Raw genomic sequence first — 25,650 nt, 5'->3', positions numbered from 1 at the left:
ACATGTCAAAAGGGCATTCGCTACAAGACCCTTACTTGAATACTTTACGTAAAGAGAAAGTTGGGGTGTCCATCTACCTGGTCAACGGTATCAAACTGCAAGGAACGATCGAGTCGTTCGACCAGTTCGTCATCCTGCTGAAAAACACCGTAAGCCAGATGGTCTACAAGCACGCTATCTCTACAGTGGTACCGGTTCGTCCAATTCGTCTGCCTAGCGCAACCGAATCCGATGCAGGTGACGCTGAGCCAGGTAACGCCTGATAGGAGTCTCCTTTGTTCTTTGAGCGCCACGGTGGTGGTGAGCGAGTGATCCTCGTTCACTTGGATGGACAGGACCCTGAGGCGCGCGAAGATCCGCAGGAGTTTCAGGAATTGGCTAATTCGGCCGGCGCCGAGACCGTTGCGTTTTTTAACGTGCCGCGTCATCGGCCAACCGCCAAATTTCTGATTGGCAGCGGCAAGGTCGAGGAGCTACGCGATCTGGTCCATGCCGAAGAAGCAGACCTGGTCATCTTCAATCACGTCCTCACACCCAGTCAGGAACGTAACCTCGAACGTGTCTTCGAGTGTCGCGTGATCGACCGCACCGGTCTGATTCTCGATATTTTCGCCCAACGCGCCCGTACCCATGAAGGCAAGCTCCAGGTAGAACTGGCCCAGCTTGACCACATGAGCACCCGGCTGGTTCGTGGCTGGACCCACCTTGAGCGTCAGGCTGGCGGTATCGGCATGCGTGGCCCGGGTGAAACCCAGCTGGAAACCGACCGTCGTCTGCTCCGGGTTCGCCTGCGGCAGATCAAGGGCCGCCTGGAAAAAGTGCGCAGTCAGCGCGAACAGTCGCGACGCGGCCGTTCCCGTGCCGATATTCCTACCGTGTCCCTGGTGGGCTATACCAACGCCGGCAAATCCACGCTCTTCAATAACGTGACGAAATCCGACGTGTACGCGGCTGACCAGTTGTTTGCCACGCTGGACCCGACCTTGCGCCGTCTGGAACTGGACGACCTGGGGCCGATTGTCCTGGCTGACACTGTGGGTTTCATTCGCCACTTGCCCCATAAGCTGGTCGAGGCATTTCGGTCTACGCTCGAAGAGTCGAGCAACTCCGACCTGCTGTTGCACGTGATCGATGCGGCTGAACCGGATCGCATGTTGCAGATCGAGCAGGTGATGGTGGTGCTGGGCGAGATTGGTGCCCAGGACTTGCCGATCCTCGAGGTCTATAACAAACTCGATTTGCTTGAAGGCGTTGAGCCACAAATCCAGCGCGACGAAAACGGCAGGCCCCAACGGGTCTGGCTCTCGGCACGTGATGGCACAGGTCTGGAATTGCTTGAGCAAGCCATTGCCGAGTTGCTGGGCAGTGAATTGTTTGTCGGTACCTTGCGCTTGCCTCAGCGTTTTGCGCGTCTGCGTGCACAGTTTTTCGAGCTGGGCGCGGTACAGAAAGAAGAATACGACGAAGAAGGTGTCAGCTTGCTGGCCGTTCGATTGCCGCGCTCGGAGCTCAATCGACTGGTCAGCCGTGAAGGCGTTGTGCCGACGGAGTTTATCGAGCAACACACTTTGCAATAAAAGCCTGAGAAAGCGGTTGTGCCGTGGTGACAGGCATTCTGTAGCATTGGTCGGCGCGCCGTGGGTGCGTCTTTGCTTTATCAGATGGAGAGCGCTATGGCTTGGAATGAGCCGGGTGGCAACTCGAATAATCAGGATCCTTGGGGTGGCAAGCGTCGTAACAACGGCGACCGCAAGGGGCCACCGGATCTCGACGAGGCCTTCCGAAAGCTGCAGGAAAGCCTGAACGGTTTGTTCGGTGGTGGTAAGAAACGTGGTGGCGACGACGGCGGTGGTCCGGGCAAGAGTGGCGGCTTTGGCGGCCTGCTCGGCATCGGCCTGGTCGTGTTGGCCGCCGTTTGGCTGTACAGCGCGGTTTATGTCGTCGACGAGCAGGAGCAAGCCGTGGTGCTGCGCTTCGGCAAGTACTACGAAACCGTGGGTCCGGGCCTGAATATCTATTTCCCGCCGATCGACAAGAAGTACATGGAAAACGTCACGCGTGAGCGTGCCTACACCAAGCAGGGCCAGATGCTGACCGAAGATGAGAATATCGTCGAAGTGCCGCTGACCGTGCAGTACAAGATCAGCAACCTGCAGGACTTCGTGCTGAGCGTCGATCAGCCGGAAATCAGCCTGCAGCACGCGACCGACAGCGCCTTGCGCCATGTGGTGGGTTCCACCGCCATGGACCAGGTACTGACCGAAGGTCGTGAGTTGATGGCCAGCGAGATCAAGGAGCGTCTGCAACGCTTCATGGACACCTATCGCACCGGTATCACCGTTACCCAGGTCAACGTTCAGAGCGCAGCGGCACCGCGCGAAGTCCAGGAAGCCTTCGATGACGTGATCCGTGCCCGGGAAGACGAACAGCGTTCGCGCAACCAGGCCGAAACCTATGCCAACGGCGTCGTGCCGGAAGCCCGTGGTCAGGCCCAGCGCATCCTCGAGGATGCCAATGGTTACCGTGACGAGACCGTCTCGCGCGCCAAGGGTGAGGCCGATCGCTTCACCAAGCTGGTCGCCGAGTACCGCAAGGCGCCTGAAGTCACCCGCCAGCGTCTGTACCTGGACACCATGCAGGAAGTCTTCAGCAACACCAGCAAGGTGCTCGTGACCGGCAACAAGAACGGCCAGAGCAACCTGTTGTACCTGCCGCTGGACAAGATGGTCGAAAGTGGTCGCAACACCAGCACTCCGGTGACCAGTGCGGCAGCCACCAGCAATGAAGCGAATGCGCGTGCGGCAGCTGATCTGCAGCAACAGCAAGCACGTACCAGGGAGAGTCGCTGATGAGCAATAAATCGCTGATCGCCCTTATTGTCGGCGTCGTCGTGGCGATCGCTGCCTGGAACTGCTTCTACATCGTGGCTCAGACCGAGCGTGCGGTGTTGCTGCAGTTCGGTCGCGTGGTCCAGACCGATGTTCAGCCAGGCCTGCATGTGAAAGTGCCTTACGTTAACCAGGTGCGTAAATTCGACGCACGCCTGATGACGCTGGATGCACCGACACAACGCTTCCTGACGCTGGAAAAGAAAGCCGTGATGGTCGATGCCTACGCCAAGTGGCGCGTGAAGGACGCAGAGCGTTACTACACCGCGACTTCCGGCCTCAAGCAGATCGCCGACGAGCGTCTGTCCCGTCGTCTGGAATCGGGCCTGCGTGACCAGTTCGGTAAGCGCACCTTGCACGAAGTGGTCTCCGGTGAGCGCGATGCGTTGATGGCGGACATTACGGCTTCGCTGAACAAGATGGCTGAAAAAGAACTGGGCATCGAAGTGGTCGATGTCCGGGTCAAGACCATCGACCTGCCGAAAGAAGTGAACCGCAGCGTGTTCGAGCGTATGAGCACCGAGCGTGAGCGTGAAGCTCGCGAGCACCGCGCCAAGGGTAACGAGCTGGCCGAAGGCATCCGTGCCGACGCCGATCGTCAACGCCGCGTGTTGCTGGCTGAAGCCTATCGTGAATCCGAAGAGGTTCGCGGTGACGGCGATGCCCAGGCCGCTGCGATCTACTCCAAGGCCTACGGTCAGGATCAGGAGTTCTACGCGTTCTACCGTAGCCTGCGTGCCTACCGTGAAAGCTTCGCGAACAAATCCGACGTCATGGTCCTCGACCCAAGCAGCGACTTCTTCCACTACCTGGAAAAAGCCAAGCCTTGATACGGCGTTGACCTGATTTATCCCCCCGCCGGGCGGCTAAAACCTCTGGCGGGGTGATCCTTTGGGAAAACGTGTGTATGATGCGGCAGCCGGGAAATTCCCGGCTTTTTTGCGTCTGCATGTTTGATTGCTGTTTTAAAGCAGATGCCGGGCCGATTGGCTCGACAGTTTTTCGAGGAAAGTGGTTGGCGAAGCCGGTAGAAGGGCTTTTCGCTCCGTCGCTCATGCGCGTGGTTTGTGCGCAAGCCGATCATTTTCTGCTTCACTCAAGGCTCGCCGACAGGCTGGTCGCCCGGAGATAGGGGAAGGCGTAATGGCAACGGTAGACCGCTGGCTTCTGCCAGATGGCATCGAAGAAGTACTGCCACCGGAAGCTGCGCGTATTGAAGTCGCGCGTCGTCAGGTGTTGGATCTGTTCCAGAGCTGGGGTTACGAGTTTGTCGTGACTCCCCATATCGAGTACCTGGAATCCCTGCTGACCGGCGCGGGCCAGGACCTGGATCTGCGCACCTTCAAGGTCATCGACCCGCAATCGGGCCGCCAGATGGGTTTCCGTGCCGACATCACGCCACAAGTGGCGCGCATCGATGCGCATACCCTGCGTCGTGAAGGCCCGAGCCGCCTGTGCTATGCCGGCAGCGTGCTGCATGCTCAGCCGCGTGCCTTGTCGTCCTCGCGCAGCCCGATTCAGCTGGGTGCCGAGTTGTATGGCGACGGCAGCCCGAGCAGCGACGTCGAAGTCATCAGCCTGATGCTGGCCATGCTGCAACTGGCCGATGTGCCGGATGTGCACATGGACCTCGGTCATGTCGGCATCTATCGCGGCCTGGCCCGCGCGGCCGGTTTGTCCGGTGAAGTCGAGCAGCAGTTGTTCGATGCCTTGCAACGCAAGGCCATCGACGAGGTCATTACCTTGACCGAAGGCTTGCCTGCCGATCTGTCGGGCATGCTGCGGGCGTTGGTCGACCTGTGTGGCGGCCGAGAAGTGCTGGCTGCGGCCCGCGAGCGTCTGGCCAAGGCGCCTGCCCCGGTTCTAGCGGCGCTGGACGACCTGCTGGCAATTGCCGAGCGGCTGTCCGTGCGTTTCCCTGAGCTGCCGCTGTATTTCGACCTGGGCGAGCTGCGTGGCTACCACTACCACACCGGTGTGGTGTTCGCCGTGTTCGTGCCGGGTGTTGGCCAGTCCATTGCCCAGGGCGGTCGTTACGACGACATCGGCGCCGACTTCGGTCGTGCCCGTCCGGCGACCGGCTTTTCCACCGATTTGAAAACCCTGGTGACCCTGGGGCGTGCTGAGATCGAGCTACCGTCTGGCGGTATCTGGATGCCTGACAGTACGGATGCGGCACTCTGGCAGCAGGTTTGCCAGTTGCGCAGTGAGGGTCAGCGTGTCGTTCAGGCTTTGCCTGGACAACCTTTGGCCGCCGCCCGTGAAGCGGACTGCGACCGGCAATTGATTCAGCAGAACGGGCTTTGGCAAGTATCGCCACTGGCTTCTTGAGTTTTCCCGCCGGCTGCCGCCGGCACCAAGTTTGCGCGAATGAGGACAAGTGTTATGGGTAAGAATGTCGTAGTCCTGGGCACCCAGTGGGGTGATGAGGGCAAAGGCAAGATCGTTGATCTGCTGACCGAACATGCTGCCGCCGTAGTGCGCTACCAGGGTGGCCACAACGCGGGTCACACTCTGGTGATCGATGGCGAAAAAACCGTCTTGCACCTGATCCCGTCGGGCGTGCTGCGCGAAGGCGTGCAGTGCCTGATCGGCAACGGCGTGGTGGTTGCACCTGACGCCCTGCTGCGCGAGATCACCAAGCTGGAAGAAAAAGGTGTGCCGGTGCGCGAGCGCCTGCGTATCAGCCCGTCCTGCCCGCTGATCCTGTCCTTCCACGTTGCGCTGGACCAGGCCCGTGAAAAGGCCCGTGGCGAGCTGAAGATCGGTACCACCGGTCGCGGCATCGGCCCGGCCTACGAAGACAAGGTTGCACGTCGTGGCCTGCGTGTGGGCGACCTGCTCAACATGCCGCGCTTTGAAGACAAGCTGCGTGAACTGGTGGATTACCACAACTTCATGCTGGTGGGTTACTACAAAGAGCCGGCCATCGACTTCGACAAGACCCTGGCCGAGTGCAAGGAATACGCTGAGCTGCTCAAGCCGCTGATGCTGGACGTGACGGCCGAGCTGCACGACCTGCGTCGCGCCGGCAAAGACATCATGTTCGAAGGCGCCCAAGGCTCCCTGCTGGACATCGACCACGGTACCTACCCGTACGTGACCAGCTCCAACACCACCGCTGGCGGCGTTGCTACCGGTTCGGGTGTCGGCCCTATGTTCCTGGACTACATCCTGGGCATCACCAAGGCTTACACCACGCGTGTGGGTTCGGGTCCATTCCCGACGGAGCTGTTCGACGAAGTCGGTGCGCACCTGGCCAAACAAGGTCACGAGTTCGGCGCGACTACCGGCCGTGCTCGTCGTTGTGGCTGGTTCGACGCTGTTATCCTGCGTCGCGCTATCGATGTGAACAGCATCTCGGGCATCTGCCTGACCAAGCTGGACGTGCTCGACGGTCTGGAAACCATCAACATCTGCGTCGGCTACAAAGACGCAGAAGGCAAGGCCGTTGCCCCGACTGATGCCGACAGCTACGTGGGCCTGCAGCCTGTGTACGAAGAAGTGCCGGGCTGGACCGAGTCGACCGTGGGTGCCAAGACCCTGGAAGAGCTGCCAGCTAACGCCCGTGCCTACATCAAGCGCGTTGAAGAGCTGATCGGCGCACCGATCGACATTATTTCGACGGGCCCGGACCGCAACGAAACCATCGTTCTGCGTCATCCGTTTGCTTGATAAGTCGTTTATGTAAAACACAAAGGCTCCTTAATCGGGGCCTTTGTCGTATTTGCCTGCAGGACGGCATGACCTTTGCTGTAAATATCTTCAAAAAGAATGCCATCAAATTAATGGCGTCCAAGTAGAGGGATTCACAGTGTCGGCCGTTCTCTCACTGTTACAAAGCCGTTTGTTGCGGCCTGTGTTCGTTACCCTGGGTATCGCCCTTTTGGTGCAGGTGCTGGTGGCTGTTGCTCTGACCCGGAGCACGGTGACTGCGCTCGAAGCCGATCTGGGCACGCGCCTGGGTGCGGACAGTCAAAAACTTTCCGCCGAGCTCGAGCAGGCCGGGCGTGAAGTCACGTCCAGTCTGGACAGCCTTTCTACCAGTACACGTCAGCGCCTCACGGCCGGTTTGTCCTCGCGTCTTGAGGAAGAGCAGGCGCAACTGCGTTCGACCCTGGAAAAGGACCTGAAGGACTCCGCCAACGATATGGCGCAGCTTCTGGCTTCGGTCGCGCCCCGCGCCATGTGGGACAACGACGTTCCGACGCTGTCCGAATTCGCCCGCCGGGCCCAGCGCAATCCCAATGTGCTGTTCGTGGTGTATGACGACGCTACCGGTCAGCACCTGACGCGCTACCTCAACCGGGAAAACCCGATCAACAAGGCGCTGCTGGAAAAAGGCCAGGGTGAGCGGGCGCTCGACAAGGTGCTGGATGCAGCGAAGAACGATCCTTCGGTCTTCTACATCGAGGCCTCGATCAACCCCAATGGCGTGGAAATCGGCAAGGTCCTGATGGGGGTCTCGACTGCGTCGGTGGAGACGGATCTCGCAGCCCTCGACAAGCGCTTCTCGGCCTTGATCGCCAGCAGCGATCAACTGGTCGGCGACAGCCTCAAAGGCGCGGCTGCCGACAGCGCAACGGCGATGCGCGCGCGTCTGCAGTCGGCGCAGTCCACAGCGGCTGAAATGAAAGCCAACACCACCAGCACCGTACAGGAAGCCGCTGCAACACTGCGTTGGCGTATCGGCGTGTGTCTGGCAGTCGTGGGTTTTGGTGTCCTGCTGTTGCTGGCGGTGGTGCTCGGTCGTCGAGTGGTCAATCGCCTGAAAATGCTGATCGTTGCCATGGATGACCTGGCAGCGGGCGAGGGCGACCTGACCAAGCGTGTGCAGATCAACAGCAAGGACGAAATCGGCGACATGGCCTCGGCGGTCAATCGCTTTGTGGATAAGTTGCAGCCGATCGTGCGCGAGGCGGGCGATGTGGCTCAGCGGACCGGCGTCGAGATTGGTGCCATGACCCTGCGCAACGCGGGTGCGGACGCAGCGGCTGGCATGCAGCGCGACGAAGTGGCGGAGAGTTTGCGTGCCCTGTCGCAAATGGCGGATGAGGCGCAGTCGGAAAGCCACGCCATGCAGGCGGCGCTCAAGCAGGTCGTGGAGATTCGTCAGGCCACCGATGAAAACACCCGGACCTCGGCGAAAGTCGGCAGCCTGATCGAGGAGCTGGCGGGGCAGGTCAATACCGGCGCTCAGGTGATTGAGCGTCTGGCGCAGCAAAGCGAACAGATTGAAGTGGTGCTGACGGTGATTCACGGCATCGCCGAGCAGACCAACCTGCTGGCGCTGAACGCGGCGATTGAGGCGGCGCGTGCCGGCGAGACCGGGCGCGGGTTTGCGGTGGTGGCAGATGAGGTGCGGGCACTGGCGAGCAAGACGCAGAGCTCCACCGGCGATATCCAGGCGCACATCGTGGCGTTGCAGCAGGGCGCGCGCGAGGCGGTCGCGGCAATCGGTCAGGCCGGACGCCAGGCCAACGAAGGTTTGGTGGTGTTGCGTGACAGTGCGCGATTGCAGCAGTCGGTGCAGGCGTCGGTCGAGCAGGTGCATGCGGCGATTGGACTGGCGACCCAGGCTGCGGCGCATCAGGCTCAAGGCGCGCAGGCTGTGCGAGGGCGGGTCCAGACCATTCATGCCCAGGCCGAGAAAGCGGCTCAGGCGGTGGTGGAGACCACGGCCAGCGGCAAGGTGCTGGATGGGTTGGCGGCGCAGTTGAAGGCGAGCCTGGGGCAGTTCAGGGCTTAAGATCAAAAGATCGCAGCCTGCGGCAGCTCCTACATGGAAATACGCGTTTCCCTGTAGGAGCTGCCGCAGGCTGCGATCTTTTGCTTTGTCAGCGGCTCAAATACATCCGCGTCGTCAGTAGATAAACCGGCAACCCCGACACCACGATCAACAACGCGGCATAAGGCGCCGCCGCGGCAAATTCCACATTCGCGGTATGCGCCCAGACTTCCGTTGCCAATGTATTAAGCCCCGTCGGACTCAACAGCAAGGTCGCCGTCAGCTCCTTCATCGCATCCAGGAACACCAGCGCAAACGCTGCGCCCAGTGCTGGGAAAATGATCGGCAGTGTCACTCGACAGAACGCACTGAAAGACGAGGCGCCCAGGGTGCGTGCCGCTTCTTCAAGCTGCGGTGCCGCCTTGTTCAGGGCGGTGCGAATCGGCGCCTGGGCCAGCGGCAGAAACAGCAGGGCGTACGCGATCAGCAGCAATGCCGAAGTCTGGTAAAGCATCGGTACGTAGTGCAGGGCGAAATACACCAGGGTCAGGGCAATGACCAGTCCCGGCAGGGCGTGCAGCAGATATGGCAAGCGCTCGGCCCAGATCGCCAGTTGGCCCTTGTAGCGCACGACCAGCAGGCCGACCGGCACCGCCAGCACCAGGCACACCGCAGCGCCAGCCAAGGACAGTGCGAGGGATGACAGCAATGCTTCGCCGATGGCTGCCATTGGAAAGGCCGCCGATGATCCGACTGCCAGCCAGTAAGCCAGCATGCCCAGCGGAATCCCGCTGCCGACGATTGCCAGCAGCAGGCAATAAAGCTGTCCTGCCACAGCCCAGGGTCCCAGGTGAACCTGTTCCGCGCGTCGCGCCGCACCCTGGCCAGTGCGCACGTGTCGACCCTTGCCCCGAACGCGCAGCTCCAGCCACAGCAGCGCCAGGCACAGCATCAGCAGTACGGCGGAGAGCATCGCTGCGTTGGCATTGCTGAACTCCAGCTCGAACTGCTGGTAGATCGCCGTGGTGAAGGTTTGCAGGCCGATGATCGACAGCGCGCCGAATTCCACCAGCATGTGCAGGGCAATCAGCAAGGAACCGGCGAGCAGCGACGGCCAGAGCAGGGGCAGGGTGACCTTGAAGAACACGCCCCAGCGGTTCTGTCCCAGCGTGCGCGCCGACTCTTCCAGTGATGGGTCGAGGTTGCGCAGGGTCGCCGCCACCGGCAGGAAAATCAGCGGGTATTTAGAGAGCGTCATCACCAGAATCGCCCCGCCGAGTCCCTCGAAATGAGCGCTCAATGAAACCCAGGTGAAACTGCTGACAAACGCCGGTACGGCAAAGGGCAGGCACAGGATCACGCCCCACAGGCGTCGCCCCGGCAGGCTGCTGCGCTCCAGCAGCCACGCCAGCGAAAGGCCGATCACGCCGCAGGCCAGCGTCACGCCGATCATCAGCGCCAGGGTATTGCGCAGCAGTCCGAACACATAGGGGCGCCACAGCAAATGCAGCGCCTCGGCCCAGCCTGCTTGCCAGGCCTTGAGTCCGACATAGGCCAGCGGCAGCAGGCTGAGCACCACCAGTAGCAAAACCGGCAGGACCAGCCAGATCGACGGCCGCTTGCGCCGTGGCATGTACCCGCCATGCGCGGAAAGCGATGCGCTCATCAGTTCAGGCCAACATCACGTTCCAGATCCAGGGCTTCTTCGGCGTTGCCCAGGTCGGCTGGCGTGACTTTCGGTGCTTGCAGCTCGCTGAATGGCTTGAGCCCGCGATCAGATTCCATGCCTTTGTGCAGCGGGTATTCGGCGGTGGTCTGGGTGATCACGCGCTGGCCTTCCTCGCTGGCCATGTAGGCGAGCAATTGTTGTGCTTCTTTGGGGTGTTTGCTGGATTTCAGGACGGCTGCGCTGGACACGGTGATCAGCCCGCCGACGTCGCCGCCGGTGAAGTAGTGCAGTTTCGAATCGAGCTGGCCTTTTTCACGCTGCAAGGCGAACCAGTAGTAGTTGTTGACCAGCACGGTGGCCACTTCGCCATTTTCCACGGCCTTGAGCGCGACCATGTTGTTGCTGTAGGTCTTGCCGAATGCGCGCAGCCCGGTCAGCCATTCTTCGGCGGCGTCCATGCCGTGCACTTTGATGATGGCGACGGCTTGTTCCTGGAAGGCGCCGCTGGTGGGCACGAAGCCGACCTTGCCTTGCCATTTTGGATCGGAGAAGTCCATCACCGAGGTCGGCAGGTCTTTTTCATCAATCAGCTTAGGGTTGTAGGCGACGACGCGCACCCGGGCAGTCACGCCAATCCAGGTGCCATTGCTGGCGACGTATTCCTTGGGCAGAACCGCCAGCGTGGCGTCATCCGCCTTGGCCAGCAGACCTTGTTCGCCAAGTTTGTTCAGTGGCGGCGATTCTTCGGTGTAGATCACGTCGGCAGGGGAGCGATCGCCTTCTTCGACGACCTGGCTGGCGAGCTGGTTGCTACTGCCTTTACGTACATTGACGTGGATCCCGGTCTTGGCTTCGAAGGCTTTGGCGACCGCATCGCCGACTTCTTTGTGTTGGCCGTTGTAGAGCGTCAGGGAAACCGGGTCGGCGGCTTGGGTGAGGGGAGTGGCGAGAGCCAGACCGAGCAGGGTAATGGTCAAGCCGCGGCGCAGGGTATTTCGAAACATCATTCGCAGGGTTCCTCACTGTCGCATTGCAAAAACTTGCAACAATGATAAACGATATTGTTTCTCAAATGCGCCCTCGGGTTTGCCGGAGCGACACACTACCCTGTAGGAGCTGCCGAAGGCTGCGATCTTTTGCTTTTGATTTTAAAGACCAAGATCAAAAGATCGCAGCCTTCGGCAGCTCCTACACGGGTCATGCGGATATTTTCAGATGCCGGAAACGCAAAAGCCCGCTTTCGCGGGTTTTTGTGAAATTCAAGGCCGTAACCTTGAATTTGAATTGGTGCCCAGAAGAAGACTCGAACTTCCACGACCGTAAGGTCACCAGCACCTGAAGCTGGCGTGTCTACCAATTTCACCATCTGGGCATTCATCTTCAGCGTTGCCGCTGTTGATGTGGCGCACTATACGGAGCGTATTTTGATCTGTAAACCCCTGATTTTAAAAATTAATAAACCAGTGGTCCAGAATGCAAAAACCCGCTTTCGCGGGTTTTTGTGTGAGCCTTGAAATTGATCTAATCTCAAGCTCGAAATTGGTGCCCAGAAGAAGACTCGAACTTCCACGACCTTGCGGTCACCAGCACCTGAAGCTGGCGTGTCTACCAATTTCACCATCTGGGCAGTATCGGCAACGTCTCCGTCGTCGATGGCGCGCACTATACGGAGCGTCTTTTTAACTGTAAACCCCCGGAATCAAAAAAACCTGGGAAATTTCGCCAGCGGTCTTCAAAACAGCTTTGCGGTGTCGATACAGGGCTTTAGATGGGTCGTCTTAGCCTGAAATTTCCCGTTTCATTACGCCTATGCCAAACTAACCCGCATATAGACAAGGTGAAAACTCTCTAATGGCCGATTGGCAGTCCCTCGATCCCGAGGCCGCTCGTGAAGCGGAAAAATATGAAAACCCTATTCCTAGCCGCGAACTGATCCTTCAGCACCTTGCTGATCGGGGTTCGCCTGCTAACCGCGAGCAACTGGTCGAAGAGTTTGGTCTGACCACAGAAGACCAGATCGAAGCCCTGCGCCGCCGCCTGCGCGCCATGGAGCGCGATGCTCAACTCATCTATACCCGTCGCGGCACTTATGCCCCGGTGGACAAGCTTGACCTGATACTGGGCCGCATCAGCGGTCACCGCGATGGTTTCGGCTTCCTGGTGCCGGACGACGGCAGTGACGATCTGTTCATGAGCCCGGCGCAGATGCGTCTGGTGTTCGACGGTGACCGTGCCCTGGCGCGTGTTTCCGGCCTGGATCGTCGTGGTCGCCGCGAAGGCATGATCGTCGAAGTGGTGTCCCGTGCTCACGAAAGCATCGTCGGTCGCTACTTCGAAGAGGGCGGTATCGGTTTCGTCGTCGCGGATAACCCGAAGATCCAGCAGGAAGTGCTGGTGACGCCGGGCCGTAATGCCAACGCGCAGATTGGTCAGTTTGTCGAAGTGAAGATCACTCACTGGCCGACGCCACGCTTCCAGCCGCAAGGCGACGTGGTTGAAGTCGTGGGCAACTACATGGCGCCGGGCATGGAAATCGACGTCGCCCTGCGTACCTATGACATTCCTCACGTCTGGCCTGACGCCGTGCTCAAGGAAGCCGGCAAGCTCAAGCCGGAAGTCGAAGAGAAAGACAAAGAGAAGCGCATCGACCTGCGTCATCTGCCGTTCGTCACCATTGACGGCGAAGATGCCCGCGACTTCGACGATGCGGTCTATTGCGAAGCCCGTCCGGGCAAGCTGCGTCTGTTTTCGGGCGGCTGGAAGCTGTACGTGGCGATTGCCGACGTATCCAGCTACGTGAAGCTTGGTTCGGCGCTGGATGCCGAAGCCCAGGTTCGCGGCAACTCGGTGTACTTTCCCGAGCGCGTGATCCCGATGCTGCCCGAGCAGCTGTCCAACGGTTTGTGCTCGCTGAACCCGCAAGTCGATCGTCTGGCCATGGTTTGCGAGATGACCATCTCCAAATCCGGCGAAATGACCGACTACTGCTTCTACGAAGCGGTGATCCACTCCCATGCGCGCCTGACCTACAACAAAGTCAGCGCCATGCTCGAAACGCCGAAGGCCACCGAGGCGCGCAAGCTGCGCGGCGAATACACCGACGTCGTGCCGCACCTCAAGCAGCTGTACTCGCTTTACAAGGTGTTGCTGGCGGCCCGTCACGTTCGTGGCGCGATCGATTTCGAGACCCAGGAAACCCGGATCATCTTCGGTTCCGAGCGCAAGATCGCCGAAATCCGTCCGACCGTGCGCAACGATGCACACAAGCTGATCGAGGAATGCATGCTGGCGGCCAACGTGGCCACTGCCGAATTCCTGAAAAAGCACGAAATTCCTGCGCTGTACCGCGTTCACGATGGTCCGCCGCCGGAGCGTCTGGAAAAGCTGCGTGCCTTCCTCGGCGAGCTCGGCCTGTCCCTGCACAAAGGCAAGGACGGTCCGTCGCCAAAGGATTACCAGGCATTGCTGGCCGGTATCAAGGATCGTCCGGATTTCCACCTGATCCAGACCGTCATGCTGCGCTCGTTGAGCCAGGCGGTGTACAGCGCCGATAACCAGGGCCACTTCGGCCTGAATTACGAAGCCTATACCCACTTCACCTCGCCGATCCGCCGCTACCCGGATTTGCTCACGCACCGCGCAATCCGCAGCGTGATCCACTCCAAGCAAGACACCCCGCACGTTCGCCGTGCCGGTGCGATGACCATTCCGAAGGCGCGCATCTATCCGTACGACGAAGCGGCCCTGGAGCAACTCGGCGAGCAGTGCTCGATGAGCGAGCGCCGTGCCGACGAAGCGACCCGCGACGTGGTGAACTGGCTCAAGTGCGAGTTCATGAAAGACCGCGTGGGCGAATCGTTCCCGGGTGTGATCACCGCCGTGACCGGTTTTGGTCTGTTCGTCGAGCTGACCGACATCTATGTCGAAGGCCTGGTGCACGTCACCGCGCTGCCGGGCGATTACTACCACTTCGACCCTGTGCACCACCGCCTGGCCGGTGAGCGCACCGGTCGCAGCTTCCGCCTGGGCGACACCGTGGAAGTGCGGGTCATGCGCGTCGACCTCGACGAGCGCAAGATCGACTTCGAGATGGCCGAAAAAACCATCAGCGCACCGATTGGCCGTAAAAAGCGCGGTACCGAAAGTGCAGCGCCAGCAGCGAAAGTTGAAGCTGAAGCTGCCCCGGCGAAAACCGGCCGTCGTCCTGCGAAGGAAAAGGCTGTCGAGGCCTATCGCCCGAGCGATGCAGCGGCGAAAAACGCCGAAGTGCGCAAAAGTCGTGAAATGAAACAGGCGTTGCTGGCTGGTGCGAAAAGCGGCGGTAAAGCGGCGTCTGGGGGAAAGACCAGTCGGTCGGCGCCTGACAAGGCCGTCGGCGGCAAGCCAGCCAAACCGAGCAAACATCGTAAAGGCCCGCCAAAAGCGGGCTCGGCTCCAGCCAAGAGTGGCGGGGCGCGTAAACCTAAGGCCAAGCCATGAGTCAGTTGGAAAAGATCTACGGCGTTCATGCTGTAGAAGCGTTGTTGCGTCACCACCCGAAACGCGTCAAGCAGATCTGGCTGGCCGAAGGCCGCAATGATCCTCGGGTCCAGACGCTGATTGAGCTGGCCAACGAAAACCGGGTCCAGGTCGGCCAGGCCGAGCGCCGCGAAATGGACGCCTGGGTTGAGGGCGTGCACCAGGGCGTGGTCGCGGACGTGAGTCCGAGCCAGGTCTGGGGCGAGGCAATGCTTGACGAACTGCTCGATCGCACCGACGGCGCGCCGTTGTTGCTGGTGCTCGACGGCGTGACCGATCCGCACAACCTCGGTGCCTGCCTGCGTTCCGCAGATGCGGCGGGCGCGCTGGCAGTGATCGTACCGAAGGACAAGTCGGCGACCCTGACCCCGGTCGTACGGAAAATCGCCTGCGGCGCGGCGGAAGTGATTCCGCTGGTTGCCGTGACCAACCTGGCGCGCACCCTGGAAAAACTCCAGCAGCGTGGCTTGTGGGTTGTCGGTACGGCTGGCGAGGCTGAGGTCAGTCTGTATGACCAGGATCTCACTGGTCCGACCATCCTGATCATGGGCGCCGAAGGCAAGGGCATGCGTCGCCTGACCCGTGAGCATTGCGACTATCTGGTGAACCTGCCGATGGCCGGTAGCGTCAGCAGTCTCAACGTTTCCGTGGCCACCGGCGTCTGCCTGTTCGAAGCGCAGCGCCAGCGCAGCGTCAAAGCCAAGGCCGCCGCCAAGAAATCCTGATCCACACAGGCCTCCTGTAGGAGCTGCCGAAGGCTGCGATCTTTTGACTTTGTTTTTTTCAAGATCAAAAGATCGCAGCCTTCGGCAGCTCCTACAGGTTTTCGGTGTCGGTGGTTGTTCAAATAATCACCAATTACCTTGCGCCTCTCTCGCCCCTTCTCTACAATTGCGCCCCTTGCTGTGATGGCAGGCACCAACGTGTCTAGCGTCCGCAAGTCCATAAGTGTCATTCACTCCTTGTCTGACCGCTTTTGAGCGGCAGGCTACAACCCGTAAGGAGCATTCATGCGTCATTACGAAATCATCTTTTTGGTCCACCCGGATCAAAGCGAGCAAGTCGGCGGCATGGTTGAGCGTTACACCAAGCTGATCGAAGAAGACGGCGGCAAAATCCACCGTCTGGAAGATTGGGGCCGTCGTCAACTGGCCTACGCAATCAACAATGTTCACAAGGCTCACTACGTGATGCTGAACGTTGAGTGCACTGGCAAGGCCCTGGCCGAGCTGGAAGACAACTTCCGCTACAACGATGCAGTGATCCGTAACCTGGTCATCCGTCGCGACGAAGCCGTTACCGGCCAGTCCGAGATGCTCAAGGCTGAAGAAAACCGCAGTGAGCGCCGTGAGCGTCGCGACCGTCCTGAGCACGAAGGCGTTGAAAGCGCTGACAGTGATGACAGCGACAACAGCGATAACGCTGACGAGTAATCCACGGACCTTTTAAGGAGCCTATCAAATGGCACGTTTCTTCCGTCGTCGTAAATTCTGCCGCTTCACCGCTGAAGACGTGAAAGAGATCGATTACAAAGATCTCAACACTCTGAAAGCCTACGTATCCGAGACCGGCAAAATTGTTCCAAGCCGCATCACCGGTACCAAAGCTCGTTATCAGCGTCAGCTGGCCACCGCTATCAAGCGCGCCCGCTTCCTGGCCCTGCTGGCCTACACCGACAGCCACGGCCGCTGAGACCGGGCAGTCGACACGTAGCAAAGGATTGAATGCATGCGGGCCATAGCTGAGTTCATCATGCGCGGCCGTATGCAGGCCACTCTGGTAGTGGCTGGATGCGCGGCATTGCCGTTGTTGTATTGGTTGGGTGCTGCCGCCGGATGCCTTGTGCTCCTGCGGCGCGGATTGAGGGACGCCCTGGGCGTTCTTGCTCTGGGACTGCTGCCGGCATTGGCCTGGTGGCTGTACTCCGACGATCCACGGGCACTTCTGGTGCTGCTGGGGTCTGCGAGCCTTGCGTTGGTTTTGCGCGCAAGCGAGTCCTGGAACCGCGTGCTGCTGGTCAGCATAGCGATGGGAGTGGTGTTTTCAGTGGTGTTGGGGACAGCTTTTGCTCCCCAGATCGAGATGCTGGCGCAGGCTTTGATCAAAGTCATGCCGTCGCTACTCGGCGATGTCTACCAGAAGTTGTCGGTAGACGAACAAGCGCGTTTCGCGTCCCTGATTGCACCGGTCCTGACCGGCCTGATTGCGGCATTGTTGCAAATCGTCAGCTTGCTGAGCCTGCTTGTCGGGCGCTACTGGCAGGCGTTGTTGTACAACCCGGGCGGTTTTGGTCGCGAGTTTCGCGCCATCCGCTTCCCGCTGTTGCCGGCGATGTTGCTGCTGGCGTGCATGCTTCTGGGGCCGAATCTCGGTTCACAGATGGCCATGTTGACGCCGTTGTGCAGTGTACCGCTGGTGTTCGCCGGGCTGGCCCTGATTCACGGGCTGGTGGCGCAGAAGCGACTGGCCAGGTTCTGGCTGGTGGGGTTGTACGTGACGCTGTTGCTGTTCATGCAACTGATCTATCCGTTGCTGGTGGTCCTGGCCATCGTCGACAGCCTGATTGATTTTCGCGGTCGTTCGGCGCCGAAAGATGCCGATAACGCGAACGGTGAAGGTTAAAAGTTAAGAGGATTTTCACATGCAACTGATCCTTCTGGAAAAAGTCACCAACCTGGGCAACCTGGGTGACAAAGTGAACGTTAAGGCTGGTTACGGTCGTAACTACCTGCTGCCTTACGGCAAAGCTACCGCTGCGACCCCAGCCAACCTGGCTGCGTTCGAAGAGCGTCGTGCTGAGCTGGAAAAAGCTGCAGCAGATCGCAAAGCATCGGCTGAAAGCCGCGCTGCCCAACTGGCCGAGCTGGAAGTGACCATCACTGCCACCGCTGGCGACGAAGGCAAGCTGTTCGGTTCGATCGGTACTCACGACATCGCTGACGCACTGACCGCCTCCGGCGTTGAAGTGCAGAAGAGCGAAGTTCGTCTGCCGAACGGCACCATCCGCAACGTAGGTGAATTCGACGTAGCCGTGCACCTGCACGCCGAAGTTGAAGCCACCGTACGCGTTGTCGTGGTAGCAGCTTAAGCAGCACTTGTCGGCTGGCACCCTCGGGTGCTTGCCGGTAACATCGGGCACGATCCTGTTTACAGGTCGTGCCCTTTGTCTTTCTGGCATCCCAGTTTTTACATTCCTGCTTTCCAAAAAAAAACCAAGTGGCCATGAACGAAATCTTAGCTCCCGAGCAATACGACCTGCAAACCGCCGCGCTGAAGGTGCCGCCGCATTCCATCGAGGCCGAACAGGCCGTGCTCGGTGGTCTGATGCTGGACAACAACGCCTGGGAGCGCGTGCTCGATCAAGTCTCCGACGGCGATTTCTATCGACATGACCACCGCCTGATTTTCCGTGCGATCGCCAAACTGGCCGATCAGAACTCGCCGATCGACGTCGTGACCCTTGCCGAGCAATTGGACAAGGAAGGTCAGACCTCGCAAGTCGGTGGTCTCGGATACCTCGGCGAGCTGGCGAAAAACACGCCGTCCGTCGCCAACATCAAGGCCTATGCGCAGATCGTTCGCCAGCGCGCGACCCTGCGTCAATTAATCGGCATCAGCACCGAAATCGCCGATAGCGCCTTCAACCCTGAAGGGCGCACGGCAGAAGAAATCCTCGATGAAGCTGAACGGCAGATCTTCCAGATCGCCGAGGCCCGGCCAAAAACCGGTGGCCCGGTGGGTGTGAACGAGTTGCTGACCAAGGCCATCGACCGCATCGACACCCTGTTCAACACCGACAACGCCATCACCGGCCTGTCCACCGGCTACACCGACCTCGACGAGAAAACCAGCGGCCTGCAACCGGCCGACCTGATCATCGTCGCCGGCCGTCCGTCCATGGGTAAAACCACCTTTGCGATGAACCTGGTGGAAAACGCCGTGCTGCGCAGCGAGAAGGCCGTCCTGGTGTACTCCCTCGAGATGCCAGGCGAATCGCTGATCATGCGTATGCTGTCTTCCCTCGGCCGCATCGATCAGACCAAGGTGCGTTCCGGTCAGCTGGAAGACGACGACTGGCCGCGCCTGACCTCGGCGGTCAACCTGCTCAACGACCGCAAGCTGTTCATCGACGATACCGCGGGCATCAGCCCGTCGGAAATGCGCGCCCGGACCCGCCGTCTGGTGCGCGAACACGGCGATGTCGGCCTGATCATGATCGACTACCTGCAGCTGATGCAGATCCCGGGTTCCAGCGGTGACAACCGGACCAACGAGATTTCCGAGATCTCCCGATCCCTGAAAGCCCTGGCCAAGGAATTCAACTGCCCAGTGGTGGCGCTCTCGCAGCTCAACCGTTCCCTGGAACAACGGCCGAACAAGCGCCCGGTGAACTCCGACTTGCGGGAATCCGGAGCGATCGAGCAGGACGCCGACGTGATCATGTTCGTGTATCGCGACGAGGTGTATCACCCGGAAACCGAGCACAAGGGCATCGCCGAAATCATCATCGGCAAGCAGCGGAACGGGCCGATCGGCTTTATCCGCCTGGCCTTTATCGGTAAGTACACCCGATTCGAGAACCTCGCGCCGGGTAGCTATAACTTCGACGACGACGAATAATTTTCGTTGTCTCAGCGGGCCCCATCGCGGGCAAGCCCGCTCCCACAGTGATTTATGGTGTACCTGCTATTTTTGGTATCACCCAGAATCCTGTGGGAGCGGGCTTGCCCGCGATGGGGTCGTCGCAATTTCCGACCACAGCCGTCGGAATTGGTCAAAATTTGTGCTATATTCCGCGCCCGCGAAATTCAATGAAAGCCAACACCGGTTATCGACATGCAAGCAGCCAAGCCGTTATTTGACTATCCCAAGTACTGGGCCGAATGTTTCGGGCCAGCGCCGTTCCTGCCCATGAGCAGGGAGGAGATGGATCAGCTCGGCTGGGATTCCTGCGACATCATCATCGTCACCGGTGATGCCTATGTCGATCACCCGTCGTTCGGCATGGCGATCATCGGCCGGCTGCTGGAGTCCCAGGGCTTCCGCGTCGGGATCATTGCCCAGCCGAACTGGCAGTCCAAAGACGACTTCATGAAGCTCGGCGAGCCGAACCTGTTCTTCGGTGTCGCGGCCGGCAACATGGACTCGATGATCAACCGCTACACCGCGGACAAGAAAATCCGCTCCGACGATGCCTACACGCCGGGTGGCCTGGCGGGCAAGCGTCCGGACCGCGCGAGCCTGGTCTACAGCCAGCGCTGCAAGGAAGCCTACAAGCACGTGCCGATCGTGCTCGGCGGCATCGAAGCGTCGCTGCGCCGCATCGCGCATTACGATTACTGGCAGGACCGCGTGCGCAACTCGATCCTGATCGACGCCAGCGCCGACATCCTGCTCTACGGCAACGCCGAGCGCGCGATCGTCGAGGTCGCCCAGCGTCTGTCCTACGGTCACAAGATCGAAGACATCACCGACGTGCGCGGGACCGCGTTCATCCGTCGTGATACGCCGCAAGGCTGGTACGAAGTCGATTCCACGCGCATCGACCGTCCGGGCAAGATCGACAAGATCATCAACCCGTACGTGAACACCCAGGACACCCAGGCCTGCGCCATCGAGCAGGAAAAAGGTCCGGTTGAGGATCCGCAAGAAGCTAAAGTCGTGCAGATCCTCGCCAGCCCGCGCATGACCCGCGACAAGACTGTGATCCGTCTGCCGTCGGTTGAAAAGGTCCGCAACGACGCGGTGCTCTACGCCCACGCCAACCGTGTGTTGCACCTGGAAACCAACCCGGGCAACGCCCGCGCCTTGGTCCAGAAGCACGGCGAAGTGGATGTCTGGTTCAACCCGCCGCCGATTCCGATGACCACCGAAGAAATGGACTACGTGTTCGGCATGCCTTACGCCCGTGTTCCGCACCCGGCGTATGGCAAGGAGAAAATCCCGGCCTACGACATGATCCGTTTCTCGGTGAACATCATGCGTGGCTGCTTCGGCGGCTGCACCTTCTGCTCGATCACCGAGCACGAAGGGCGGATCATCCAGAACCGTTCCCACGAGTCGATCATTCGCGAAATCGAAGAAATTCGCGACAAGGTTCCCGGTTTTACCGGCGTGATTTCCGACCTCGGCGGCCCGACCGCGAACATGTACCGCATCGCCTGCAAGAGCCCGGAAATCGAATCCGCGTGCCGCAAGCCGTCCTGCGTGTTCCCGGGTATCTGCCCGAACCTGAACACCGACCACTCGGCGCTGATCCAGCTGTACCGCAGTGCCCGTGAATTGCCGGGTGTGAAGAAGATCCTGATCGCTTCCGGCCTGCGTTATGACCTCGCGGTCGAGTCGCCGGAATACGTTAAAGAGCTGGTGACCCACCACGTTGGTGGTTACCTGAAGATCGCCCCGGAACACACCGAGGAAGGTCCGCTCAACCAGATGATGAAACCGGGCATCGGCAGCTATGACAAGTTCAAGCGCATGTTCGAGAAGTACTCCAAGGAAGCGGGCAAGGAGCAGTACCTGATTCCGTACTTCATCGCCGCCCACCCGGGCACCACCGATGAAGACATGATGAACCTGGCCCTGTGGCTCAAGGGCAACGGTTTCCGTGCCGACCAGGTGCAGGCGTTCTACCCGTCGCCGATGGCCACCGCCACCGCGATGTACCACTCGGGCAAGAACCCGCTGCGCAAGGTCACCTACAAGAGTGATGCGGTGACCATCGTCAAGAGCGAAGAGCAGCGTCGTCTGCACAAGGCGTTCTTGCGTTATCACGACCCGAAAGGCTGGCCGATGCTGCGTGAAGCACTGACCCGCATGGGCCGCGCCGACCTGATCGGGCCGGGCAAGAACCAGTTGATTCCTTTGCACCAGCCGTCGACCGACAGCTACCAGAGCGCCCGTCGCAAGAACTCGACGCCAGCTGGTAGCCATAAAGTGGCCAAGGAAAAGACCACCAAGATCCTCACCCAGCACACAGGTCTGCCACCGCGTGCCAGCGATGGCGGCAACCCGTGGGACAAGCGCGAACAGGCCAAGGCGGCGGCGTTCGCCCGCAACCAGCAGGCGGCCAAGGAACGCAAGGACGCGGCCAAGGGCAAGGGGCCGAAGCCGGCTCGCAAGCCCGTCGTACCGCGCTAAGCCGCGCCTGCGCTGAACAGAACGCCAACCTTCGGGTTGGCGTTTTGCATTCCGGGCTTGAAAGGTATGCGAGGGCTGCTGGCCTCTTCGTCGGAACGCCGCCCGGAGCAAGCCCGCTCCCACAGGTTTAGAGGCGTTCGCAAAATTTGTGTTCGACTCGGACACTGTGGGAGCGGGCTTGCCCGCGAAGAGGCCGGTTTTGACGGCGACTATGCAATTGAACGCCACAAATACGTGCAACTCTTGCAATCCGATTCTCCGCCTCGCGCGGTTTTGGTGCTGTACTGCCTCAGGCAACCGAAGAAAGCGCCAGCAATGCGGGATGGCATAAGTCTTGCGCGCTTTCCAATACGCTCAAGGCTCGCAGGAGGCACGCCGTGTCGATTCATGTCGCATTGCACCATGTCACGCATTACCGCTATGACCGCGCTGTCGAGCTCGGCCCGCAGATTGTTCGCCTGCGTCCCGCCGCCCATAGCCGCACGCGGATTCTGTCTTATGCGCTGAAAGTCTCGCCCGAGCAGCACTTCATCAACTGGCAGCAGGACCCTCAGGGCAATTACCTGGCGCGGCTGGTGTTCCCGGAGAAAACCGATGAGCTGCGGATCGAGGTCGATCTGCTGGCAGAAATGGCGATCTTCAATCCGTTCGACTTCTTCCTCGAACCCTATGCGGAAAAGATCCCCTTCACCTATGCCGCAGATGAGCGCAAGGAACTGGCGCCGTACCTGGAAACCCTGCCGCTGACGCCGAAATTCAAGGCCTATCTGGACGGCATCGACCGCACACCGTTGCCTGCCGTGGACTTCCTCGTCGCACTCAACCAGCGCCTGAGCGAAGACATCGACTACCTGATTCGCATGGAACCCGGCGTGCAGACGCCGGAACACACCCTCGAACACGCCTCCGGTTCCTGCCGCGACTCGGCATGGTTGTTGGTGCAACTGCTGCGCAACCTCGGACTGGCGGCGCGCTTTGTGTCGGGTTACCTGATCCAGCTCACCGCCGACGTGAAAAGTCTCGACGGCCCGTCGGGCACCGAAGTGGATTTCACCGACCTGCACGCCTGGTGCGAGGTGTACTTGCCCGGTGCCGGCTGGATCGGCCTGGACGCTACCTCCGGGCTGTTTGCCGGTGAAGGACATATTCCGTTGGCCTGTAGTCCCGATCCGTCTTCTGCGGCGCCGATCAGTGGCCTGGTGGAACCCTGCGCGTGCGAATTCAGCCACGAAATGTCCGTGGAGCGGATTTGGGAAGCGCCGCGGGTCACCAAGCCCTACACCGACGACCAGTGGCTGGCGATTCAAGCCCTGGGCCGACAGATCGATGCCGACTTGCTGGAAGGCGATGTGCGCCTGACCATGGGCGGCGAGCCGACCTTTGTGTCCATCGATGACCCCGACGGCGCCGAGTGGAATACTGCGGCACTGGGGCCGGATAAGCGGCGGTTGTCCGCCGAATTGTTCCAGCGCATGCGTAAACACTACGCGCCCAATGGACTGGTGCATTTCGGGCAGGGCAAGTGGTACCCCGGCGAGCAACTGCCGCGCTGGTCGCTCAATTGTTATTGGCGCCGCGACGGTGTGCCGATCTGGCGCAACAGCGCGCTGATTGCCGACGAACAACAAGACTACGGTGCCGATGGTGCGCTGGCCGGCCGTTTTCTGGCGAGTGTCGCCGAACGCCTGAACATTCCGACACGCTTCGTTTTTCCAGCCTACGAAGACAACTTCTATTACCTCTGGCGCGAAGGGATGCTGCCGCAAAACGTCAGCGCCGAAGATTCGCGTCTGGAGGAACCGCTGGAGCGGGCGCGTCTGCGCAAGGTATTCAGCCAGGGCTTAGACAAGGTAATTGGTCAGGTCCTTCCGCTGGCGCGCACCGCCAAGGGCGATCAGTGGCAGAGCGGTCGCTGGTATCTGCGCGACGAGCACTGCCGGCTGGTGCCGGGGGACTCGCCGCTGGGCTATCGCTTGCCGCTGGGGTCGCAACCCTGGGTGAAAGCGGCGGAATATCCATTCATTCATGCGCAAGACCCGAATCAGGATTTCCCGCCGCTGCCTGACACCGGCCAGCTTCAAGGTCAGGGCGCAGCAGTCGCAGAAGACCGCGTGCCAAAAATCGACGAGTCCGCCGACTGGCTGACCCGTACAGCCTTCTGTGCCGAGGCGCGGGAAGGCCGGTTGTACCTGTTCATGCCGCCGCTGGAGCGGGTCGAGGATTACCTCGAACTGGTCGCGGCCATCGAAGCCACCGCTGAAGAGCTGATGTGCCCGGTATTGCTGGAGGGCTATGAGCCGCCGAGCGATCCACGCCTGAGCAACTTCCGCATCACCCCGGACCCGGGGGTGATCGAGGTCAACGTGCAGCCATCCGCGACCTGGGATGAATTGGTCGAGCGCACCGAGTTCCTCTACGAAGAAGCGCGCCAGACCCGCCTGACCACCGAGAAATTCATGATCGACGGCCGTCACACCGGTACGGGCGGCGGTAACCATTTCGTGCTGGGCGGTGCGACCCCGGGGGACTCGCCGTTTCTGCGTCGCCCGGATCTGCTACGCAGCCTGATCAGCTACTGGCACAACCATCCATCCCTGTCCTACCTGTTTTCCGGGCTGTTCATCGGCCCGACGTCCCAGGCGCCCCGCGTCGACGAAGCGCGCAACGATGCCTTGTACGAACTGGAAATCGCTTTTGCGCAAATGCCCTCACCGGGTGAGGAGTGTCCGTCATGGTTGGTGGATCGGCTGCTGCGCAACCTGCTGATCGATGTCACCGGCAACACCCATCGCGCCGAGTTCTGCATCGACAAACTCTATTCGCCGGACGGTGCCACCGGCCGCCTCGGATTGCTGGAGCTGCGTGCGTTCGAGATGCCGCCCCATGCCCGCATGAGCCTGGCGCAACAATTGTTGCTGCGGGCGCTGGTGGCACGGTTCTGGCGCGAGCCCTATGCACCGCCAAAACTCGCGCGCTGGGGCACGGAGCTGCACGATCGCTTCCTGTTGCCGCACTTTATCGAGCAGGATTTTGCCGATGTCATCGTCGACCTCAACGCCGCCGGCTATCCGGTGCGGGCCGAATGGTTCGCCGCGCATCTGGAGTTTCGTTTTCCCAAGGTGGGCGATTACGCCGTCAGTGGTATTGCCCTGGAACTGCGCCAGGCGCTCGAGCCCTGGCACGTGCTGGGTGAAGAGGGCGCCATGGGCGGCACGGTGCGTTACGTGGATTCGTCGCTGGAGCGTTTGCAGGTCAAGCTCAGCGGCTTGCCGCCCCAGCGTTACCTGCTGACCTGCAACGGTATTCCTGTTCCATTGCAGCCCACCGGGCGTGTAGGTGAATTCGTCGCGGGTGTGCGTTTTCGTGCCTGGCAACCGGCCAACTGCCTGCAGCCGACCATCCCGGTCCACGCGCCGCTGGTATTTGACCTGCTCGATACCTGGATGCAGCGTTCGCTGGGTGGCTGCCAGTACCACGTCGCCCATCCGGGCGGGCGCAATTACGACAGCTTGCCGGTCAATGCCAACGAGGCCGAGAGCCGGCGGATGGCGCGCTTCTTCCGCATCGGACACACGCCGGGGAAACTGCCTGTACCCCAGCTGGACATTAACGATGAGCTACCGATGACGCTCGATTTGCGACGTTTCTAAACCGTCCGCGACGCTCGGATTTTTCGTATATCCGGGCGTCACGAGCCTGCGCTAGTC

Annotated in this window: 18 protein-coding genes and 2 tRNA genes; 16 read left to right on the top strand and 4 right to left on the bottom strand. The window is 60.4% G+C overall.

What is annotated here, in order from left to right; genetic code table 11:
- Positions 1–2: 2 nt before the first annotated feature.
- The 7 genes from hfq (at position 3) to C9422_RS11105 (ending at position 8,637) form a co-directional block, all read left to right on the top strand.
- The gene (hfq, locus tag C9422_RS11135) at positions 3–263 is read left to right on the top strand and encodes an RNA chaperone Hfq (RefSeq protein WP_003221112.1); all 261 of its coding nucleotides are present in this window, start codon (positions 3–5) and stop codon (positions 261–263) included.
- A 12-nt stretch (positions 264–275) separates the two neighbouring features.
- Positions 276–1,577 (top strand): ribosome rescue GTPase HflX, encoded by a 1,302-nt coding sequence (gene hflX, locus C9422_RS11130; RefSeq protein ID WP_095964699.1) that lies wholly within the window; start codon positions 276–278, stop codon positions 1,575–1,577.
- 96 nt (positions 1,578–1,673) lie between these two features.
- On the top strand, positions 1,674–2,849 hold the full coding sequence (hflK, locus tag C9422_RS11125) for an FtsH protease activity modulator HflK (protein WP_102698659.1): 1,176 nt from the start codon (positions 1,674–1,676) through the stop codon (positions 2,847–2,849).
- Positions 2,849–3,718, top strand: a complete 870-nt coding sequence (gene hflC, locus C9422_RS11120; protein ID WP_007973264.1) for a protease modulator HflC — start codon at positions 2,849–2,851, stop codon at positions 3,716–3,718. Before hflK ends, hflC begins: the two co-directional genes overlap by 1 nt.
- 313 nt (positions 3,719–4,031) lie before the next feature.
- Positions 4,032–5,219, top strand: coding sequence for an ATP phosphoribosyltransferase regulatory subunit (locus tag C9422_RS11115; protein ID WP_007973265.1), 1,188 nt, complete (start codon positions 4,032–4,034; stop codon positions 5,217–5,219).
- 54 nt (positions 5,220–5,273) lie between these two features.
- Positions 5,274–6,563 carry an adenylosuccinate synthase gene (locus C9422_RS11110; protein ID WP_007973267.1) on the top strand — a complete coding sequence of 430 codons (1,290 nt, stop codon included), beginning with the start codon at positions 5,274–5,276 and terminating at the stop codon, positions 6,561–6,563.
- Positions 6,564–6,702: 139 nt separating this feature from the next.
- Positions 6,703–8,637, top strand: coding sequence for a methyl-accepting chemotaxis protein (locus tag C9422_RS11105; RefSeq protein ID WP_116580704.1), 1,935 nt, complete (start codon positions 6,703–6,705; stop codon positions 8,635–8,637).
- An 88-nt stretch (positions 8,638–8,725) separates the two neighbouring features.
- Here C9422_RS11105 and C9422_RS11100 read toward each other — a convergent pair whose 3' ends face one another.
- The 4 genes from C9422_RS11100 to C9422_RS11080 form a co-directional block, all read right to left on the bottom strand.
- Positions 8,726–10,282 (bottom strand): iron ABC transporter permease, encoded by a 1,557-nt coding sequence (locus tag C9422_RS11100; protein WP_116580703.1) that lies wholly within the window; start codon positions 10,280–10,282, stop codon positions 8,726–8,728.
- The gene (locus tag C9422_RS11095) at positions 10,282–11,292 is read right to left on the bottom strand and encodes an iron ABC transporter substrate-binding protein (protein WP_116580702.1); all 1,011 of its coding nucleotides are present in this window, start codon (positions 11,290–11,292) and stop codon (positions 10,282–10,284) included. The genes C9422_RS11100 and C9422_RS11095 overlap by 1 nt, the downstream gene beginning before the upstream one ends.
- Before the next feature lie 278 nt (positions 11,293–11,570).
- Positions 11,571–11,657 (bottom strand) — tRNA-Leu (locus C9422_RS11085).
- A gap of 168 nt (positions 11,658–11,825) precedes the next feature.
- Positions 11,826–11,912 (bottom strand) — tRNA-Leu (locus tag C9422_RS11080).
- 224 nt (positions 11,913–12,136) lie between these two features.
- On the opposite strand from C9422_RS11080, the gene rnr reads away from it, so the two are divergent.
- The 9 genes from rnr (at position 12,137) to C9422_RS11030 (ending at position 25,593) form a co-directional block, all read left to right on the top strand.
- A complete protein-coding gene (gene rnr, locus C9422_RS11075; protein WP_116580701.1) occupies positions 12,137–14,764 on the top strand; it encodes a ribonuclease R in 2,628 nt (875 codons plus the stop codon).
- Positions 14,761–15,528, top strand: a complete 768-nt coding sequence (rlmB, locus tag C9422_RS11070; protein ID WP_007973273.1) for a 23S rRNA (guanosine(2251)-2'-O)-methyltransferase RlmB — start codon at positions 14,761–14,763, stop codon at positions 15,526–15,528. Before rnr ends, rlmB begins: the two co-directional genes overlap by 4 nt.
- Before the next feature lie 285 nt (positions 15,529–15,813).
- Positions 15,814–16,236, top strand: a complete 423-nt coding sequence (rpsF, locus tag C9422_RS11065) for a 30S ribosomal protein S6 (RefSeq protein ID WP_007973274.1) — start codon at positions 15,814–15,816, stop codon at positions 16,234–16,236.
- Positions 16,237–16,264: 28 nt separating this feature from the next.
- Complete coding sequence (gene rpsR, locus C9422_RS11060; protein ID WP_002551829.1) at positions 16,265–16,495, top strand: 30S ribosomal protein S18; 231 nt, start codon at positions 16,265–16,267, stop codon at positions 16,493–16,495.
- A 36-nt stretch (positions 16,496–16,531) separates the two neighbouring features.
- The gene (locus C9422_RS11055; RefSeq protein WP_046039838.1) at positions 16,532–17,425 is read left to right on the top strand and encodes a hypothetical protein; all 894 of its coding nucleotides are present in this window, start codon (positions 16,532–16,534) and stop codon (positions 17,423–17,425) included.
- 19 nt (positions 17,426–17,444) lie between these two features.
- Positions 17,445–17,891: a 50S ribosomal protein L9 gene (gene rplI, locus C9422_RS11050; protein WP_007973276.1), complete on the top strand. Its 447-nt coding sequence runs from the start codon at positions 17,445–17,447 to the stop codon at positions 17,889–17,891.
- A gap of 134 nt (positions 17,892–18,025) precedes the next feature.
- Complete coding sequence (gene dnaB, locus C9422_RS11045; RefSeq protein ID WP_007973277.1) at positions 18,026–19,423, top strand: replicative DNA helicase; 1,398 nt, start codon at positions 18,026–18,028, stop codon at positions 19,421–19,423.
- A gap of 216 nt (positions 19,424–19,639) precedes the next feature.
- Positions 19,640–21,943, top strand: a complete 2,304-nt coding sequence (locus C9422_RS11035; protein ID WP_116580699.1) for a YgiQ family radical SAM protein — start codon at positions 19,640–19,642, stop codon at positions 21,941–21,943.
- Between the two features lie 377 nt (positions 21,944–22,320).
- On the top strand, positions 22,321–25,593 hold the full coding sequence (locus tag C9422_RS11030) for a DUF2126 domain-containing protein (RefSeq protein WP_116580698.1): 3,273 nt from the start codon (positions 22,321–22,323) through the stop codon (positions 25,591–25,593).
- Positions 25,594–25,650: the final 57 nt, after the last annotated feature.

The organism is Pseudomonas sp. B1(2018) (assembly GCF_003097365.1).
GTDB lineage: Bacteria > Pseudomonadota > Gammaproteobacteria > Pseudomonadales > Pseudomonadaceae > Aquipseudomonas > Aquipseudomonas laurylsulfatiphila.
Note: the sequence above shows the minus strand (reverse complement) of the source record. Positions and strands in the feature narration are given on the sequence as shown.

Coding starts and splice junctions, on each gene's coding strand:
- hfq (WP_003221112.1), top strand. CDS start 3: ATGTCAAAAGGGCATTCGCTACAAGACCCTTACTTGAATACTTTACGT.
- hflK (WP_102698659.1), top strand. CDS start 1,674: ATGGCTTGGAATGAGCCGGGTGGCAACTCGAATAATCAGGATCCTTGG.
- hflC (WP_007973264.1), top strand. CDS start 2,849: ATGAGCAATAAATCGCTGATCGCCCTTATTGTCGGCGTCGTCGTGGCG.
- C9422_RS11115 (WP_007973265.1), top strand. CDS start 4,032: ATGGCAACGGTAGACCGCTGGCTTCTGCCAGATGGCATCGAAGAAGTA.
- C9422_RS11110 (WP_007973267.1), top strand. CDS start 5,274: ATGGGTAAGAATGTCGTAGTCCTGGGCACCCAGTGGGGTGATGAGGGC.
- C9422_RS11100 (WP_116580703.1), bottom strand. CDS start 10,282: ATGAGCGCATCGCTTTCCGCGCATGGCGGGTACATGCCACGGCGCAAG.
- C9422_RS11095 (WP_116580702.1), bottom strand. CDS start 11,292: ATGATGTTTCGAAATACCCTGCGCCGCGGCTTGACCATTACCCTGCTC.
- rnr (WP_116580701.1), top strand. CDS start 12,137: ATGGCCGATTGGCAGTCCCTCGATCCCGAGGCCGCTCGTGAAGCGGAA.
- rlmB (WP_007973273.1), top strand. CDS start 14,761: ATGAGTCAGTTGGAAAAGATCTACGGCGTTCATGCTGTAGAAGCGTTG.
- rpsF (WP_007973274.1), top strand. CDS start 15,814: ATGCGTCATTACGAAATCATCTTTTTGGTCCACCCGGATCAAAGCGAG.
- rpsR (WP_002551829.1), top strand. CDS start 16,265: ATGGCACGTTTCTTCCGTCGTCGTAAATTCTGCCGCTTCACCGCTGAA.
- C9422_RS11055 (WP_046039838.1), top strand. CDS start 16,532: ATGCGGGCCATAGCTGAGTTCATCATGCGCGGCCGTATGCAGGCCACT.
- rplI (WP_007973276.1), top strand. CDS start 17,445: ATGCAACTGATCCTTCTGGAAAAAGTCACCAACCTGGGCAACCTGGGT.
- dnaB (WP_007973277.1), top strand. CDS start 18,026: ATGAACGAAATCTTAGCTCCCGAGCAATACGACCTGCAAACCGCCGCG.
- C9422_RS11035 (WP_116580699.1), top strand. CDS start 19,640: ATGCAAGCAGCCAAGCCGTTATTTGACTATCCCAAGTACTGGGCCGAA.